The organism is Cellulomonas sp. PhB150 (genome assembly GCF_003755175.1).
GTDB lineage: Bacteria > Actinomycetota > Actinomycetes > Actinomycetales > Cellulomonadaceae > Cellulomonas.
Window position 1 is genome coordinate 343,332 of the sequence record NZ_RKHX01000003.1, and the last position, 15,740, is coordinate 359,071.

The 15,740-nt window shown below is 73.9% G+C and carries 10 protein-coding genes; 2 read left to right on the plus strand and 8 right to left on the minus strand.

The window, feature by feature from the left end; all coding sequences use genetic code 11:
* The first annotated feature begins 51 nt into the window (after positions 1 to 51).
* The gene (helR, locus tag EDF34_RS11985; RefSeq protein ID WP_123371713.1) at positions 52 to 2,187 is read left to right on the plus strand and encodes an RNA polymerase recycling motor ATPase HelR; all 2,136 of its coding nucleotides are present in this window, start codon (positions 52 to 54) and stop codon (positions 2,185 to 2,187) included.
* On the opposite strand, the gene pheA is transcribed toward helR, so the two are convergent.
* From pheA to EDF34_RS12005, 4 genes are read right to left on the minus strand one after another with little or no spacing between them, the layout of a single operon-like run.
* Complete coding sequence (gene pheA, locus EDF34_RS11990; protein ID WP_123371714.1) at positions 2,184 to 3,125, minus strand: prephenate dehydratase; 942 nt, start codon at positions 3,123 to 3,125, stop codon at positions 2,184 to 2,186. The two genes, helR and pheA, sit on opposite strands and share 4 nt — an antisense overlap.
* Positions 3,126 to 3,136: 11 nt before the next feature.
* Positions 3,137 to 7,531, minus strand: a complete 4,395-nt coding sequence (locus EDF34_RS11995) for a hypothetical protein (protein WP_123371715.1) — start codon at positions 7,529 to 7,531, stop codon at positions 3,137 to 3,139.
* Between the two features lie 25 nt (positions 7,532 to 7,556).
* Complete coding sequence (locus EDF34_RS12000; protein WP_370450063.1) at positions 7,557 to 8,426, minus strand: glycosyltransferase family 2 protein; 870 nt, start codon at positions 8,424 to 8,426, stop codon at positions 7,557 to 7,559.
* 28 nt (positions 8,427 to 8,454) lie between these two features.
* Positions 8,455 to 9,279 (minus strand): DUF5926 family protein, encoded by an 825-nt coding sequence (locus tag EDF34_RS12005; protein WP_123371716.1) that lies wholly within the window; start codon positions 9,277 to 9,279, stop codon positions 8,455 to 8,457.
* Between the two features lie 62 nt (positions 9,280 to 9,341).
* Here EDF34_RS12005 and pgm point away from each other — a divergent pair, with 62 nt between their 5' ends.
* Entirely contained in the window at positions 9,342 to 11,024 is a 1,683-nt protein-coding gene (pgm, locus tag EDF34_RS12010) for a phosphoglucomutase (alpha-D-glucose-1,6-bisphosphate-dependent) (protein WP_123371717.1), read from the plus strand.
* 342 nt (positions 11,025 to 11,366) lie between these two features.
* Here the strand turns inward: pgm and EDF34_RS12015 are convergent, their stop codons facing one another.
* From EDF34_RS12015 to EDF34_RS12030, 4 genes are all read right to left on the minus strand, one after another.
* The gene (locus tag EDF34_RS12015) at positions 11,367 to 12,383 is read right to left on the minus strand and encodes a LacI family DNA-binding transcriptional regulator (RefSeq protein ID WP_123371718.1); all 1,017 of its coding nucleotides are present in this window, start codon (positions 12,381 to 12,383) and stop codon (positions 11,367 to 11,369) included.
* Positions 12,384 to 12,406: 23 nt separating this feature from the next.
* On the minus strand, positions 12,407 to 13,306 hold the full coding sequence (locus EDF34_RS12020; RefSeq protein ID WP_123371719.1) for a carbohydrate ABC transporter permease: 900 nt from the start codon (positions 13,304 to 13,306) through the stop codon (positions 12,407 to 12,409).
* Position 13,307: 1 nt separating this feature from the next.
* On the minus strand, positions 13,308 to 14,243 hold the full coding sequence (locus tag EDF34_RS12025) for a carbohydrate ABC transporter permease (protein WP_123371720.1): 936 nt from the start codon (positions 14,241 to 14,243) through the stop codon (positions 13,308 to 13,310).
* 75 nt (positions 14,244 to 14,318) lie between these two features.
* Positions 14,319 to 15,650 carry an ABC transporter substrate-binding protein gene (locus EDF34_RS12030; RefSeq protein ID WP_123371721.1) on the minus strand — a complete coding sequence of 444 codons (1,332 nt, stop codon included), beginning with the start codon at positions 15,648 to 15,650 and terminating at the stop codon, positions 14,319 to 14,321.
* Positions 15,651 to 15,740 lie beyond the last annotated feature (90 nt).

Genomic DNA, 15,740 nt, shown 5'->3' on the forward strand with positions numbered 1-15,740 from the left:
CCTCGTGGCGAAGAATCGCCCGCCGAAGCCCGACCGGCGAGCGGAGACCCGATGCCCTTCCCCCTGACCGCCTTCCACCTGCCCGAGCGGCTCGCCGCCAAGGCGGACCCCGCCCTCGTCGAGCGCGACGAGGAGCACTTCGCGGCCATCGCGGCCAGCCTCGAGGCCACGATCGCGGAGCTCACCGGCCGGCTCGACGCGGCCCGGCGCGCGCCCGGCGGGCACGGCACCGCCGCGCTCGAGCGCGACCAGGAGGTCCACCGCCTCACCGCCCGCCTGCGCACGCTGCGCCGGTTCGGGCTCGACCTGTGCCTGGGCCGGATGGTCGGGGAGGACGGCTCGGTCGTCTACGTCGGCCGCCTGGGCCTGACCGACGCGGACGGCCGGCGCCTGCTGCTCGACTGGCGCTCGCCCGCGGCCGAGCCGTTCTTCGGGGCGACCCTGGCGAACCCGATGGGCCTGGCCAGTCGTCGGCGCTACCGCTGGACCGGCGGGCGGGTCTCCGACTACTGGGACGAGGCGTTCGGGGACGTCGAGCCCGGCGCCGCGCTCGACGACGAGTCCGCGTTCATCGCGAGCCTGGGCGCCAACCGCTCCGCCCGGATGCGCGACGTGCTCGGCACCATCGCCGCGGACCAGGACACGATCATCCGCGCGGGGTCGCAGGGCGCGCTCGTCGTCGACGGCGGTCCGGGCACGGGCAAGACCGTCGTCGCGCTGCACCGCACCGCCTACCTGCTCTACTCCGACCCCCGCCTGGGTCACCGCCGTGGCGGCGTGCTGTTCGTCGGCCCGCACGAGCCGTACCTGGACTACGTGTCCGACGTGCTGCCGAGCCTCGGCGAGGAGGGCGTCCAGACGTGCACGCTGCGCGACCTGGTGCCCGAGGGAGCCGCCGCGGTGCCGGAGGCCGACCCGCGCGTGGCGCGCCTGAAGTCGTCCGCCGCGATGGTCGCAGCGATCGAGCCGGCCGTGCGGTTCTCCGAGCGGCCACCGACCGCGGGGACGCTCGTCGAGACGCCGTGGGCGGACCTGTGGCTGAGCGCGGAGGACTGGGCGGAGGCGTTCGACGCCCCCGAGGCCGGCACCCCGCACAACGAGGCCCGCGACGAGATCTGGGAGGCCCTGCTCGCGATCGTGCTGGACAAGAACGAGGACGACGAGGTCACGGCCGACCAGCTGCGGCGCTCGCTCGAGGCCAACCGCGAGCTGCGCGAGATCCTCGACCGCGCCTGGCCGCTCCTGGAGCCCACCGACCTCGTCGCCGACCTGTGGTCCGTCCCGGCCTACCTGCGGCTGTGCGCCCCGTGGCTGGAGCCCGACGAGGTCCACGCGCTGCAGCGGGCCGACGCCCAGGCCTGGACCGTGGCCGACCTGCCGCTCCTGGACGCCGCGCGGCAGCGGCTCGGCGACCCCGAGGCGTCCCGCCGGGCGCGGCGCCAGGCCGCGGCGGTCGCGGCCCAGCAGGCGCAGATGGCGGACGTCGTCGACCACCTCATCGAGACCGACGACTCCGAGATGCACCTCATGTCCATGCTCCGCGGCGCGGACCTGCAGCACGCCCTCGTCGACCAGGCGGCCGTGCCGACCGCGGACCCCGACCTGCTCGCCGGACCGTTCGCGCACGTCGTGGTCGACGAGGCCCAGGAGCTCACCGACGCCGAGTGGCAGATGCTCCTGGCGCGCTGCCCGTCGCGCAGCCTCACGATCGTGGGCGACCGCGCGCAGGCGCGGCACGGGTTCACCGAGTCGTGGCAGGCGCGCCTGGAGCGGGTCGGGCTCGACCGGATCACGCTCGCGCCGCTGAGCGTCAACTACCGGACGCCGTCGGAGGTCATGGCCGAGGCCGAGCCGGTGATCCGGGCGGCGCTGCCCGACGCGAACGTGCCGCTGTCGATCCGGAGCAGCGGGATCCCGGTCACGCACGGTCCCGTCGCGGAGCTGCACGCCGTGGTCGACGGCTGGCTCGCCGAGCACGGGGACGGGGTCGCGTGCGTCATCGGCGACCCGGCGTTCGTCGGGACGGACCGCGTCCGGTCGCTCACGCCGACCCTGGCCAAGGGGCTCGAGTTCGACCTCGTGGTGCTCGTCGAGCCCGACGCGTTCGGGGAGGGGATCGAGGGGGCGGTCGACCGCTACGTCGCGATGACCCGCGCGACGCAGCGGCTCGTGATGCTCGCGGGCTAGGTCGCCGCGCCGTCCCGCACCGCGCGCAGCCACGCGCGGGCCTCGACGAAGTCGGTGTCGGCCGTGCCGAGGTGGACGGTCGGCGCGACCTCGTCGGCCCGGGGGTAGGAACCCAGGAACCGCACGAACGGGCACCGGCGGTGCAGGCCCATGATCGCCTCGCCGACCCGCTCGTCGAGGATGTGCCCCTCGGCGTCGATGGAGAACGAGTACCGGCCCAGCGAGTCGCCGATCGGACGGGACTCGATGCGCGAGAGGTTCACGCCGCGCGCCGCGAACTGCTCGAGCATCGAGAGCAGCGCGCCGGCCTCGTTGTCCGGCAGGTGCACGACGAGGGTCGTCTTGTCCGCCCCGGTGGGCGGCGGGACGTCGCCGGGGTGGCCGATGACGACGAAGCGCGTGACCGCGGTGGCGTTGTCGGCGACGTGCTCCGCGAGCGCCGTCAGGCCGTAGGTCGCCACGGCGGGCGGCGGCACCAGCGCGGCGTCGAAGGGAAGCGCCGTCGAGCCGGAGGCGATGAGCGCGGCCGGCGCGGTGTTCGACGTCGCGGGGACGTGCACCGCGTCCGGCAGGTGCGCGGCGAGCCAGCGGCGGCACTGCACCCACGCGTGGGGGTGCGCGGAGACGCGGTGGACGTCGCCGAGCGCGACACCGGGAGCAGCGGCGAGCGTGAACTGCACCGGGACGAGCACCTCGCGCAGCAGCACGAGCGGCTCGCCCGTGGCCAGGCTGTCGAGCGTCGCGGTCACGCCGCCCTCGGCGGTGCTCTCGATGGCGACCACCGCGAAGTCGGCCCGGCCGGCGCGGACCGCGGCGATCGCGGAGGTCACGTCGCTCTGCGGCAGGTACTGCGCGTCGTCGGGCGAGACCACCTGGCGCAGCGCGGCCTCGGTGAACGTGCCCGCCGGACCGAGGTAGGCGTAGCGGGGCAGTGCCATGGGGTCTCCCGTCAGGTGGTGCGCTGCTCCGCAGGGTAGTGCTGCGCCGCCTCGTCGGGCGCCGGCATCCCGTCGTCCTCGCCGGGCAGGGGCGTGCTGCGGACCAGCAGCATCCCCAGCAGGGGCAGGAGGGCGGCGAGCACAGCCGTCGCGATCTTGATCCCGTAGTCGTTGACCACCGAGCCGCCCACCGCGGCGAGCAGCAGCGCGAACATCGCCGGCCGGACCATCGGCCACTGCCGCTCCAGGCGCTCCCACGCGGTCCAGCGCAGCGGCGAGCCCTTCCACAGCAGGACGACGCCCACGACGAGCACGGCCAGCGTGGTCCAGGTGACCCAGCCGCCGTTGACGGTCCGCACGGCGTAGCCGAGCTTGCGGCTGATCGTCTCCCACGCCGTCCCGTCGACCACCGACTGCACGAAGATGCCCAGGTGGGTGCGCTCCGGCGCGGGCCGCAGCCAGTCGAGGACGCCGATCCCGGCGACGAGCAGCACGCCGGCCACGCCCGCGACGAGCAGCTTCTGCCACGTCACCCGGATGCCGACGACGGCCAGCACGACGATCGCCCCGGCGGGCAGCAGCACCAGGCCGCCGCCCACGTCGGCGCCCAGGCTCGGCCACAGGTCGACGACGAGCGCCGTGCCGCAGACCAGCGCGGCACCGGCCCCCGCGACCCACCGGCCGTAGCGACGCAGCCAGGTGCCGAGCGCCGCTGCGCCGAGCAGCCCGGCGACGACGTACACCGAGTAGGTCGGGTTGCCGAAGCCGTAGAACCGGCCGCCCAGCGTCGGCGCGGGGCCGAGCAGGCTCCCGCGGTGCAGCGGCGTGCCGAGCACCGCGTCGAGCGTCAGCAGGCCGAACGTGAGCAGCGCGACGAGGCCCGGGCCGCCGGCGACCGGTCGCCAGGGCACGAGCGCGGCGGCGGCCGCGATCGCGAGCGTGCAGCCGAGCACCGACCACCACATGACCGCCGACGGTGACGCGAACCGCCACCACGAGGTCGCCGTCATGAGGAAGACGCCCGCGGGCAGGCTCGCGAGGAACAGCTGGACCGCGTCGACGACCCGCCGCGTGACGAGCTCGGTGCGCGGCCGGCGGCGGGCCAGCAGGGGCGCGACGAACGTCGAGAGCAGGATGAGCGCGAGGCCGATGATCATCGGCGTCGTGGTGACCTTGCCGGCGGTGCCGCGCAGCGCCTGGTCCCGGGTGGTGAGGTCCGCGAGCTGCCGCACGGCGGTCGCGGCGTCCGCGGGCCGGTCCTCGCCCACGGTGATCGCGGAGCCGGTGAACACGTCCGGCGGGGTGATGCCGACGGCGGTCAGCAGCGTCGCGGGCAGGTCGAGCAGGCGCACCACCCCCACCCAGCGGGTCGACGGCGTGGACCAGTACCGCGTGCCGGTGACGTCGGCGGAGTCGAGCATGCCCACGCCCAGCGACGGGCGGCTCGGGGCGGGGTTGCCGGTCTCGACGAGCATCACGGTCGAGCCCGTGGGGATCACGCGCAGGAGGCTGCGGACCTGGGAGTCGAGCGCGGTCAGCTCGGCGGCGCGCACGGTGGGGTCGATGTCCACCGAGTGCGGCGCGGAGCCCGCGTCGACGACGGTCAGCGGGCACGAGAACACGTCGGCGGGGTCGGCCGTCGCGTCCTCGAGCGTCCGGTAGCGGCCGACGCTCGCGTCGGTGCCGGCCAGCGCGAGCGCCGCCTCCGGGCCGACGGCCGTCGCGCACACGCCGCCGTCCGCGAGCGTGTCACCCAGCTCGCCGATCGTCGGGCGGAACTCGGAGCGGGACTGCAGCGCGGCGATCGCGTCCCAGCCCTCGACCCGCGCGCCGTCGCCGTCCGGGGTGACCGACCACGGTGCGCACCGGTACTCGCCGTCGACCGGCTCGCCCGTGACGGGCGCCCGGCCCGCGCTCAGCGCGAGCCACCCCGCGGAGTCGCACCACGAGGGGCGCCCGGTCACGCCTGCGGACACCGCGCCCGCGGCCGCGCCGTCGCGCAGCAGCCCCCACAGCGTCGGGGTCGCCGCGCGGTCCACGTCGGCCCAGGTCAGACCCGCGGTGCCGAGCACGACGACCGGCCTGTCCGCGCTCACCGCGACCTGCCCGGTGCCCGAGGTCACGGCGCCGGCCGCGACGGCCTGGGTGGGCACGGTGACGGTGACCAGGAGCAGGACCGCGAGCAGGGCGCCGCCGGTCGCGACCAGGACCGCGGGCATCCGACGCAGCGGGGCGTCGGCCTCGCGCGGGGTGGTCGTCGCGGGCAGCCGGTCCCAGGCGCTGGCCAGCGCGGAGACCACGAGGGACACGCCCGCCAGGCCGAGGACCGCGATGGCGACGACGACGCCGCTGTCGTTGACGAGCGCGCCGAGCAGCGCCGCCACGACGACCGCGAGGAGCACCCCGCGCAGCAGCGGCCACGACGCGTACGCCCGCCGCAGGAACGCGGGACGCCAACGGTCCGGGCCGACGAGCACCGCGCACACCGCGAGGCACGCGAGGGCGGCGAACGCGCCGGCCGGCTGGTCGATCGTCGCCCAGGCCCCCTGGGCCTTGCCCGAGACCACGCCCCAGGCGTCGCCGTCGATGACCCGCTGGACGAACAGGCCGAGGTGGGAGCTGCGCCCGGGTCGGGCCCAGTCGACGACCGCGACGACGCTGACGACGACGACCGCGCCGACGAGGATCGCGACCGCGCGCCGGACCGTCACGACGGCGCCCGCGACGGCGACGACCAGCACCGCGAAGGCGGGCACGAGGGCCAGCACGCCGCCGAAGTCCGCGCCGAACGTGGGCCAGCCGTCCACGACCACCGACACGACCCCGACCACGGACACCGCGACGATGGCGGCCGTGCGCCGACCGGCCGACCGCAGCCAGGCGCCGATCGCCCCGGCCAGCACCAGCGCCGCGGCGGCGTAGACGCCGAACGTCGTGTTGCCGAACCCGTAGTACCGGGCACCGGCGGTGGGCGCGACGCCGAGGATCGAGCCCTGCTGCAGGACCGTGCCGGTCACGCCGTCGATCGTCAGGACCAGCCACGTCGCGCCGGCGGCGGCAGCGGCCAGGCGCCACCGGCCCGCGGGCAGGGCGCGGGAGACGAGCCAGGCGACCAGCGCGACGAGCGTCGTCGCCAGCACGTACCAGCCGGTCGCCGCGAACAGCGGTGCCGGCGAGCCCCACCAGCGCGAGAGCGCGGCGAGGTGCGCGCCGACCGGGGTGCAGACGCCGAGGAGCAGGACCGCGAGCACCGCTCGGCGCGTCGCGGGAGCGGGCGTGCGGCGCCGGCGTCGGGCGACCGCGACCGTGACGAGAGCGACGAGGGCGGCCCCGGCGGCCGTGAGCAGCAGGACGGGCAGCAGCTGCGGGCTGATCGTCGTCATCTCGGTGAGGTAGCGGCGGTTCTCGACCGTGCGGTCGGTGCTCATCCGCCGCTCGGAGCTGACCACCAGCGGGGACCCGTCGAGGTCGCTCGTGTCGGCGCCGCCGGCCTGCGCGAGCGTCGCGCCGAGGTCGGCGAGCGTGACGATGCCCGGCCGGCGCGTCGAGCCCGACGAGAGCCAGCCGACCTCTCCCCCGCCGCGCCGCCACTCGACGACGACCTGCAGGCCCGTCTCACCCGCGGGGCTGTCCGAGACCCCGGCGACGAGCACGCGGGTGCCGACCGGCACCGAGCGGATGACCTGGCCGAGGCGCAGGTCGAGCAGCGTGAGCGCGTCGGCGCGCTGCGTCCGGTCGGCCGGGAGCTCGCCGGCGTCGAGCACGGTCACGGGGCAGGCGGTCAGGTCCGCGGTGGACAGGGCGCCGGGGTCCTGCGCGTAGCGCGCGACGTCCCCGCCGAGGTCCGCCAGCGCGATCGCGCCGCCCGGTCCGGCGGCCGTGGTGCAGGTGCCGACGTCGTCGATCCGCTGGCCGATCGTCCCGGGAGCGCCGAAGCCCTCGCTGCCCTCGTCGGACAGCGCCGCCCAGCCGGAGACCCGGTGCGGGGTGGGCTCGGCGTCACCGGTCGTCGGCGTGATCGTGGGGAGCGGCTCGCACTCCACCGGGACCGCATCGTCGGCGGTCGAGTCGTCCGACGAGTCGACGGTGCCCTCGTCGGGCGTGGGGACCGCGACGCGCCGCCCGGCGGAGATGGTCAGCCAGGCGTCGACCGGGCACGTGACGGGGTTGGCCGTGTGCACCGAGATGGATCCGACCGAGCCGCCGGTGATCATCCGCCAGAGCGTGGGGGTCGCGGTGCGGTCGACGTCCGACCAGTGCAGGCCGCCGACGCCGACGAGGACGACGGGCTCGGCGGGCGCGGTGTCCTCGTCGGCCGACGCGGACCCGGCCCCCAGGGCGACCGCGAGGCACGCCACGAGCGCCGTGATCAGGGCGCGGGCAGGCCAGCGGGACGTCAGGGGCACGGCCCCAGGGTACGGGGGTGGCCCGTCAGCGGTGGGTCTGGCTGCCCGGCTTCGGTGTGACCTTGCGCTTCACGGCGCCCGCCGCGGACCGCAGCCGGCGCGCGTTGACCGCGAGCTGCACGTCCCGGTACTGCGCGGCGCGGTGCAGCTGGCCCTTGAGGTCCGAGCCGGACGGCCGGTGCCGCAGCTCGCACGGCACCTCGACGACGCGGAAGCCCCGCCGCAGCAGGTCGATGGTCATGCCGGTCTCGACACCCCACCCGTGCGCGAGCGGGGTGGCGGCCTCGAACGCCTCACGCGTCAGGCAGCGCATGCCGGACAGGGGCTGCGTCGGGGTCCAGCCCGTCAGCGACTGGATGGCCCGACGAGCGGCACCGACGACGATGCCGCGGCCGCCCGCGCCGGGCTGCGGCGGGATCAGCGCGATCGCGAGGTCGGTGTGGCCCTCGACCACCGGGGGCACGAGCGGCGCGGTGTTGACCGCCGTCTCGCCCAGGTCGCCGTCGATGAACAGCAGGATGCGGGGCAGGCGGTCCGGGGCGTCGCGCATCGCGACGACGGCCGCGCCCGTCTCCATCGCGGCGGCCTTGCCGCGGTTGTGCGAGTGCCGCACGACCACGGCCCCGGCCTCGCGGGCCACGTGCTGGGTGTCGTCCTCCGACCCGTCGTCGACCACGAGCACCAGGTCGACGTGCGGGATCGACTTGGCCGACCGGACCGTGGCCGCGATCCGCCGTGACTCGTCCTTGGCGGGGATGACGACCGCGACGCGCTGGCGCACACGGGGGGCGCGTGCCGGCGCGGGGGTGGTCGTCGCGGCGCGGGACCGGCCGCGGGCGCGGGGCTTCGAGGCCCCCGCGTCGTCGTCGGGGGTCTGCGTGCCCTGGGCCGTCACGGCGTCAGCCTAGCGAGGTCGTGGGGGGTCAGCGCAGCGTGACCTGGCGTGCGACGAGGCCGGCGCGCGCGCGTCGCTCGTTCGCGTCGAGGGGCTCGGTGCTGTCCAGCGCCTCGGCGAACGCGGGCGCGAACGCGACGACGGCGTCCGCGATGTCCTCGGCCTCGGTGCCGCGCGGCAGCTCCCAGACGGGGACGACGAGGCCGCTCGAGCGGAAGTAGCCGACGAACTTGGCGCCGTCGAACCCGGAGGCGCGCTTCGCGTGGAGGCGGGCCAGGCCGTCGAGGACCACCTGCTCCTCGTGGGGCTGCGCCCAGCGCAGGAACTCGCGCGCGCCCATGCGGCACCAGTACGCCGAGTCCACGCCGTCGAGCTTGCGGGTGTCGATGATGCCGGCGTCGGCCTCCTCGATCGCCGCGGCGAGGTCGTCGGTGCGCTCGACGTCGGGCGCGAGCCAGTACGCGAACGAGTCCTGGACGGTGACCTCGAAGGGGACCGACAGGTCGAGCACGTCCTGCAGGCGGGGGCCGGCCTCGGGCAGACCGGTCAGCTCGATCGCGGTGCCGGGCTCGGCGTCGATCGCCTCGAGCAGGGCGGCGGCCAGGTCGCGGCTGGAGTCGCCCGAGCTGGTCGTGGTCTGCAGGGCCAGGAGCATCACACCGTCGGCGCGGTGCAGCGCGGGCCAGGCCTGCGGCAGGACCGTGGTGACGAGGACCTCGTGGGAGCCGTACTCCTTCGTCGTGCGCGCGGTGCCCGTGGCGGCCGGGACGACCTCCTTGAGGGCGACCCAGTCGGGCTCGCCCGGGAGTCCCTCGAAGGGGCGCAGCACGAAGTCGGTGGTGTTCTTGGCCATGGGTCCAGGCTACCGGGACCAGGGCCCGTGCATTGTCGTCGCGCCTGAGGAAGGATCGAGGTATGCACCCGCGCGCCGGAACACCCGCCCTGCCCGAGGACCTCGTCGACATCGACGCCCTCCTCGCCGCGTACTACGACCTCGAGCCGGACGTCACCGACCCGGACCAGAAGGTGGTCTTCGGCACGAGCGGCCACCGCGGGGGCGCGTTCAAGCGGGCGTTCAACGAGGCGCACATCGTCGCGATCACCGCGGCGATCGTCGAGTACCGCCGCGGCGCGGGCACCGACGGGCCGCTGTTCATCGGGCGGGACACCCACGGGCTGTCCGAGCCCGCGCAGCGCACGGCGATCGAGGTGCTGGTCGCCGCCGGCGTCGAGGTGCACGTCGACGCGCGCGACTCGTTCACCCCCACGCCCGCCGTCTCGCTGGCCATCCTGCGGCACAACGGCGCGGGCACGTCCGAGGGCGTGCGCACGCAGGGTCCCGGCCTCGCCGACGGCATCGTCGTGACCCCCTCGCACAACCCGCCCACCGACGGCGGGTTCAAGTACAACCCGCCGCACGGCGGCCCCGCGGGGTCCGACTCGACCGGCTGGATCGCGGACCGCGCGAACCAGATCCTCGCGTCCGGGTGGCGCTCGGTGCCGCGCATCCCGTACGAGCGCGCGATCGCCTCCGAGCACATCCGCAAGCACGACTACCTCTCGTCGTACGTCGACGACCTGTCGAACATGATCGACTTCGACGCGATCCGGTCCGCCGGCGTGCGCATCGGCGCGGACCCGCTGGGCGGTGCGGTCGTCGACTACTGGGGCGCGATCGGCGAGCGGTACGGCCTGGACCTGACGGTGGTGAACCCCGAGGCCGACCCGCGCTGGCCGTTCATGACCCTCGACTGGGACGGCAAGATCCGGATGGACTGCTCGTCGCCGTACGCGATGGCCTCGCTGGTCAACCGCATGACGGCCGGCGACGGCCCCGCGCCGTACGACATCGCGACGGGCAACGACGCCGACTCCGACCGGCACGGCATCGTCACGCCCGACGGCGGGCTGATGAACCCGAACCACTACCTCGCCGTGATGATCGACTACCTGTACTCCGGTGCGCGCCCGCAGTGGCCGTCCGACGCGGGCATCGGCAAGACCCTGGTCTCCTCCGACCTGATCAGCCGCGTGGGTGCCCGGCTCGGGCGGCGCGTCATCGAGGTGCCGGTCGGGTTCAAGTGGTTCGTGCCCGGGCTGATCGACTCGTCGATCGGGTTCGGCGGGGAGGAGTCCGCGGGCGCCTCGTTCCTGCGCAAGGACGGCACGGTCTGGACCACCGACAAGGACGGGCCGATCGCGGCGCTGCTGGCCTCCGAGATCCTCGCGACGACCGGGAAGTCCCCCTCGCAGCGGCACCGCGAGCTCGTCGAGGAGTTCGGCGAGTCCTGGTACGAGCGGATCGACGCCGAGGCGACGCGCGAGCAGAAGGCCACCCTCGCGGCCCTGTCCCCCGAGCAGGTCTCCGCGACGACTCTCGCGGGCGACCCGATCGTCGACCGCCTGACCCGCGCGCCCGGCAACGACGAGGCGATCGGCGGCCTCAAGGTCACCACCGCCAACGCCTGGTTCGCGGCCCGCCCGTCCGGCACGGAGGACGTCTACAAGATCTACGCCGAGTCCTTCGTCTCCGCCGACCACCTCGCCCAGGTCCAGGCGGAGGCCAAGGACGTCGTCTCGGCAGCCCTCGGCGCGTAACCCCCGCCTCCCCGACCGGTGGGTTGAGCACGCCAACCGGTCGGGAAGCGTGCGTCATCCACCGTTCGCCGAGCCGCTGGCTCGCGAGGAGGTGGTTGCGCACCCTCAACGAGGTCGAGGCGTGCGGAACCACCTGGTCGCGGGGGGGCTGACCCGCGGCGATGGTCGCTCACCGCGGCTGACCGGCCCGCGAGGTCGCCGGCCGGACGACCGGTGGGTTGAGCACGCCACCCGGCCGGGAAGCGTGCGTCGTCCACCGGTCGGCGGGCCGGTCGCCCGCGAGGAGGTGGTTGCGCACGCCCAACACGGGCGAGGCGGGCAGAGCCACCTGGTCGCGGGGGGTCAGGCGGAGGCGCGGATGACCAGGGAGGTCGGAAGGGTGATGGTGGCCGGGTCGGCGCCGTCGACGACGTCCAGCAGGAGGCGGACCATCTCCGAGCTGATCCGCTCGAACGGCTGCCGCATCGTGGTCAGGGCCGGGTCGAGGGTCGCCGCGAGGCCGGAGTCGTCGAAGCCGCCCACCGCCACGTCCTCGGGGATCCGCCGGCCCGTCTCGCGCAGCACCTGCATCGCGCCGGTGGCCATGAGGTCGGAGGCGACGAACACCGCGTCGAGGTCGGGCCGTCGCTCGAGCAGCTCGCGCATCGCGGACGTCCCGCCCTGGCGCGTGTAGTCGCCGTGCGCGACGAGGCTCTCGTCGTACGCGTCGCCGAGCTCGGTGCGGTAGCCCTCGAGCCGGAGCCGCCCGCCGGGGGTGTCGAGCGGGCCGGTGATCGTGGCGACGCGGGTGCGCCCGGTGTCGAGCAGGTGGCGGGTCATGCGACGGCCGCCGCCCAGGTCGTCGGCCGCGACGTGCCCGACGGTCGACTCGAAGCCGAGCGGGATGCCGCACGCGATGGTCGGGATCTCCTGGCGCAGCAGGGACCGCAGCACGGGGCTGCCCGCGTGCGAGGAGATGAGCAGCACGCCGTCCACGTGACCGGCGCCGACGTAGTCGAGCACCTGCTTCTGCTCGTCGGGCGTGCCCGCCACCATGAGCAGCAGCGGCATGCCGCGCGCGGCCAGCGCCTGGGCCGCCCCCCGCAGCAGGATCGAGAAGTTGGGGTCCTCGAACAGCAGGTGCTGCGCCTCGGTGAGCAGGAACGCGACCGAGTTGGAGCGGCCGGTCGCGAGGCTGCGGGCGTGCTGGTTCATCGAGTAGCCGGTGGTCTTGATGGCCTCCTCGACGGCCGCGAGGGCGCCCGGGGACACCCAGTGGCCTCCGTTGATGACGCGGGACACCGTGCCGCGCGAGACGCCGGCGGCGGCCGCGACGTCGCGGATCGTCGGGCGCTTGCGCGCCTGTCCTTGGGGTTCCATCACAGCGAACTCTAGGGGGCCGCTCAGGCCTTGACCGCGCCGGCGGCGAGGTCGACCTGCCAGTACCGCTGCAGGAGCAGGAACAGGGCGATCAGCGGGATGATCGACAGCAGGGCCCCGGTGATCACGGCGGTGTACATCGCGGGCTGCGACGCACCCTGGTTGAGCAGGCCGGACAGGCCCACCGTGATGGGGAACAGACGGTCGTTGCCGAGCATGATGTACGGCAGCATGTAGTTGTTCCAGATCGCGACGAACTGGAACAGGAACACCGTGACCAGGCCCGGGACCATCATCGGGACCGCGATGCGCGTGAAGATCCGCGCCTCGCCGGCGCCGTCCGTGCGGGCCGCCTCGAGGACGTCGTCGGGCACCGACGCGGCCGCGTAGATCCGGGCGAGGTAGATGCCGTACGGGCTGATGATGCTCGGCAGCAGCACCGACCAGTAGGTGTTGGTCAGGCCGACCTGCGCGAGCAGCAGGTACTGCGGGATCGCGAGCACCACGCCGGGCACCAGCACGCCCGCGAGGATGACGTTGAAGATCGCCTTCTTGCCCGCGAAGCTGAACTTCGCCAGCCCGAAGCCGGCCATCGCGGAGACGACCACCGAGAGCAGCGCGCCGACGCCCGCGTACAGGGCGGTGTTCACCATCCAGCGCCAGAACAGGCCGCCGCGGTAGGCCGACAGGTCGGTGATGTTGTCCCAGAGGTGGGTGGACGGCGTGAAGGTGAACGTCGTGAACAGCTGGCCGGCGCTCTTGGTCGACGCGACGAGCACCCACAGCACGGGCAGCAGGCAGTAGGCGGCGCCGACGAGCAGCACCACGGTGGACAGCGTGCTGCGCTTGTTCGTCGGGCCCGTGGCGCCCGTGGTCGCGCGGACGACGGTCGGCGGCTTGGTCGGAGCGAGGGTGGCAGTCATGTCAGCTGTTCTCCTGGCTGAAGGCACGGCGCTGCACCAGGCGCAGGAAGCCGAACGAGAGCGCGAACGTGGCGAGCGCGATGATCACCGAGGTCGCGGCGGCGGAGTAGATGTCGTCGCGCGTGAAGGCGTCCCGGTAGACCTTCATGAGCGGGCTCCAGGTCGACGAGATCGTGTTGGTCAGCGGCCGCAGCGTCATCGGCTCGGCGAACACCTGCAGCGTCGCGATCATCGAGAACAGGAACGTGAGGATGAGCGAGGGCGTGACCACGGGGATCTTGATCCGCCAGGCGATCTGCACCTCGGTCGCGCCGTCGAGGCGCGCGGCCTCGTAGAGCTCGGACGGGATGGCCTTGAGTGCGGTGTAGATGACGATCATGTTGAAGCCGACACCGCCCCACAGGCCGATGTTGGCGATCGCGAACAGCACCCACTGCGAGGACAGGATGTCCGGGGCGTCCCAGCCGATCTTGTCGAACACGTAGTAGAACGGGCTGACGCGCGGCAGGTAGAGGAAGCCCCACAGCAGCGAGGCGATCACCGCGGGCACCGCGTACGGCAGGAAGATCGAGACCCGCGAGAAGCCACGCGCCCGGGTCCGGCGCGAGTCCAGCAGCAGCGCGAACAGCAGCGCGAGGCCGAGCATCACGGGCACGAGCACGAGCCCGTACAGCGCGACCCGGATGACCGAGTCGATGAAGTCGGGGTCGGTCAGCGACCGGGCGTAGTTGTCGAAGCCCGCCCACACCTCGGTGCGGGCGCCCTTGCCGAGCCCGAGCCCGCTGACCTTGACGGTGCGGAAGCTCAGGTACAGGGCGTAGCCGATGGGCAGCGCGAGGAACAGCGCGAAGAGGGTCATCGCCGGGGCGAGGTAGACGTACGGCGCGAACCGGCCGCTGCGGCGGCGACGGGCGCGGGGAGGCGTCTGGACGGTCATCGTCCGGTCTCCTGTCGAAGGTGATGGGGTGGGCGGCCACCCGCGAGGGGGGGTGCGGGTGGCCGCCCGGGTGCCTTACTCGTCGACCGTGAAGCCGGAGTTCTTCAGGTCGTCGACGGTGGCCTTCTGCATGCCCGTGAGCGCGGTGAGGAAGGCGGACGCCTTCTTCGACTCGGCGGCCTTGCCGAACTCGTCGTTGTACGCCGAGAACGCGACGTTCACGTTCGGGCCGTAGGAGAACGGCTGCACCGTCTTCGCGATGTCCGTGGCCGTCGTGTAGAAGTCCGGCTGGTTCGGGAAGAAGGCCGGCGGGGCGGAGAGCGCCTCGGCCTGGGCCGGGAGGTCGGCCGGGTAGAGGCCACCCTTGGCGACCAGGATGTTGACGGCCTCCTGGCTCGTGTTCATCCAGGTGGCGAACTTGGTCGCGGCCTCGACGTTCTTCGACTGCGAGGTCACCGACGTGGCCGAGCCACCCCAGTTGCCCGTGGCGTCGTCGCCCGCGTTCCACTGCGGCATGGGCGCCATCTTCCACTTGCCCTGGGTGTCGGCGGCGTTGCCCGCGAGGACGCCGGGGGCCCAGATCGCGGAGACCCAGCCGGCCTGCGTGCCGTCGTTCAGCGCGGCGTTCCACTCCGGGGTGTACATCGGCTTGTTGTCGATGACGCCCTTCTCGACGAGGTCGCCCCAGTAGGAGGCGACCTTCTGCGACGCGGCGGAGTCGATGTCGACCGACCACGCGTCGCCGTTGATGCCCCACCACGAGGCACCGGCCTGCTGAGTGAGGCCGGTGAACCAGCCCGCGTCGGTGGCCGAGAACGTGCCGAGGTAGGCCTTGGGGTCGGCCTCGTGCAGCTTGGTGGCGACGTCGGCGTACTCGGCCCACGTCGTCGGGACCGTGAGGTCGTACTTCTTGAAGATGTCCTCGCGGTAGTAGAACTCCATGGGGCCGGAGTCCTGCGGGATGCCGTAGACGGCGTCGCCGCCGAGCGTCACGGACTGCCAGGTGCCGTCCGCGAAGTGGCCCGCGATGCTCGAGTCGACCGAGCCGGAGATGTCGGCCAGGGCGTCGGCCGCGACGAGCGTCGGGATCTTCTGGTACTCGGTCTGCATCAGGTCGGGTGCGCCGGAACCGGCCTTGATGGCCGTCAGCAGCTTGGTGACCGCGGGGTCACCGCCGTCCTGCTTGTTCACCGTCACCTGGATGTCCGGGTTCTCGGCGTTCCACGCCTTGACCACGTCGTCCATGCCCGGTGCCCACGTCCAGAACGTGAGGTCGACCTTCTCGGCCTTCTCCGTGCTGCCCGCCGACGGCGTGCCGGACGTGTCGTCGCCGGACGTGCAGCCGGCGGCAAGAAGCGTGGTTGCAGCGATGATCGCTGCGGCTCTGATGCCTGGGTGCAGGCGCATCTGACCTCCTCGTCGAGATCCGTCGCAGCTCTGCGACGAACGGTTGGCGTCCCAGCGACGCCTGCCTGTGCCCGGTCACAGTGCCTCAGC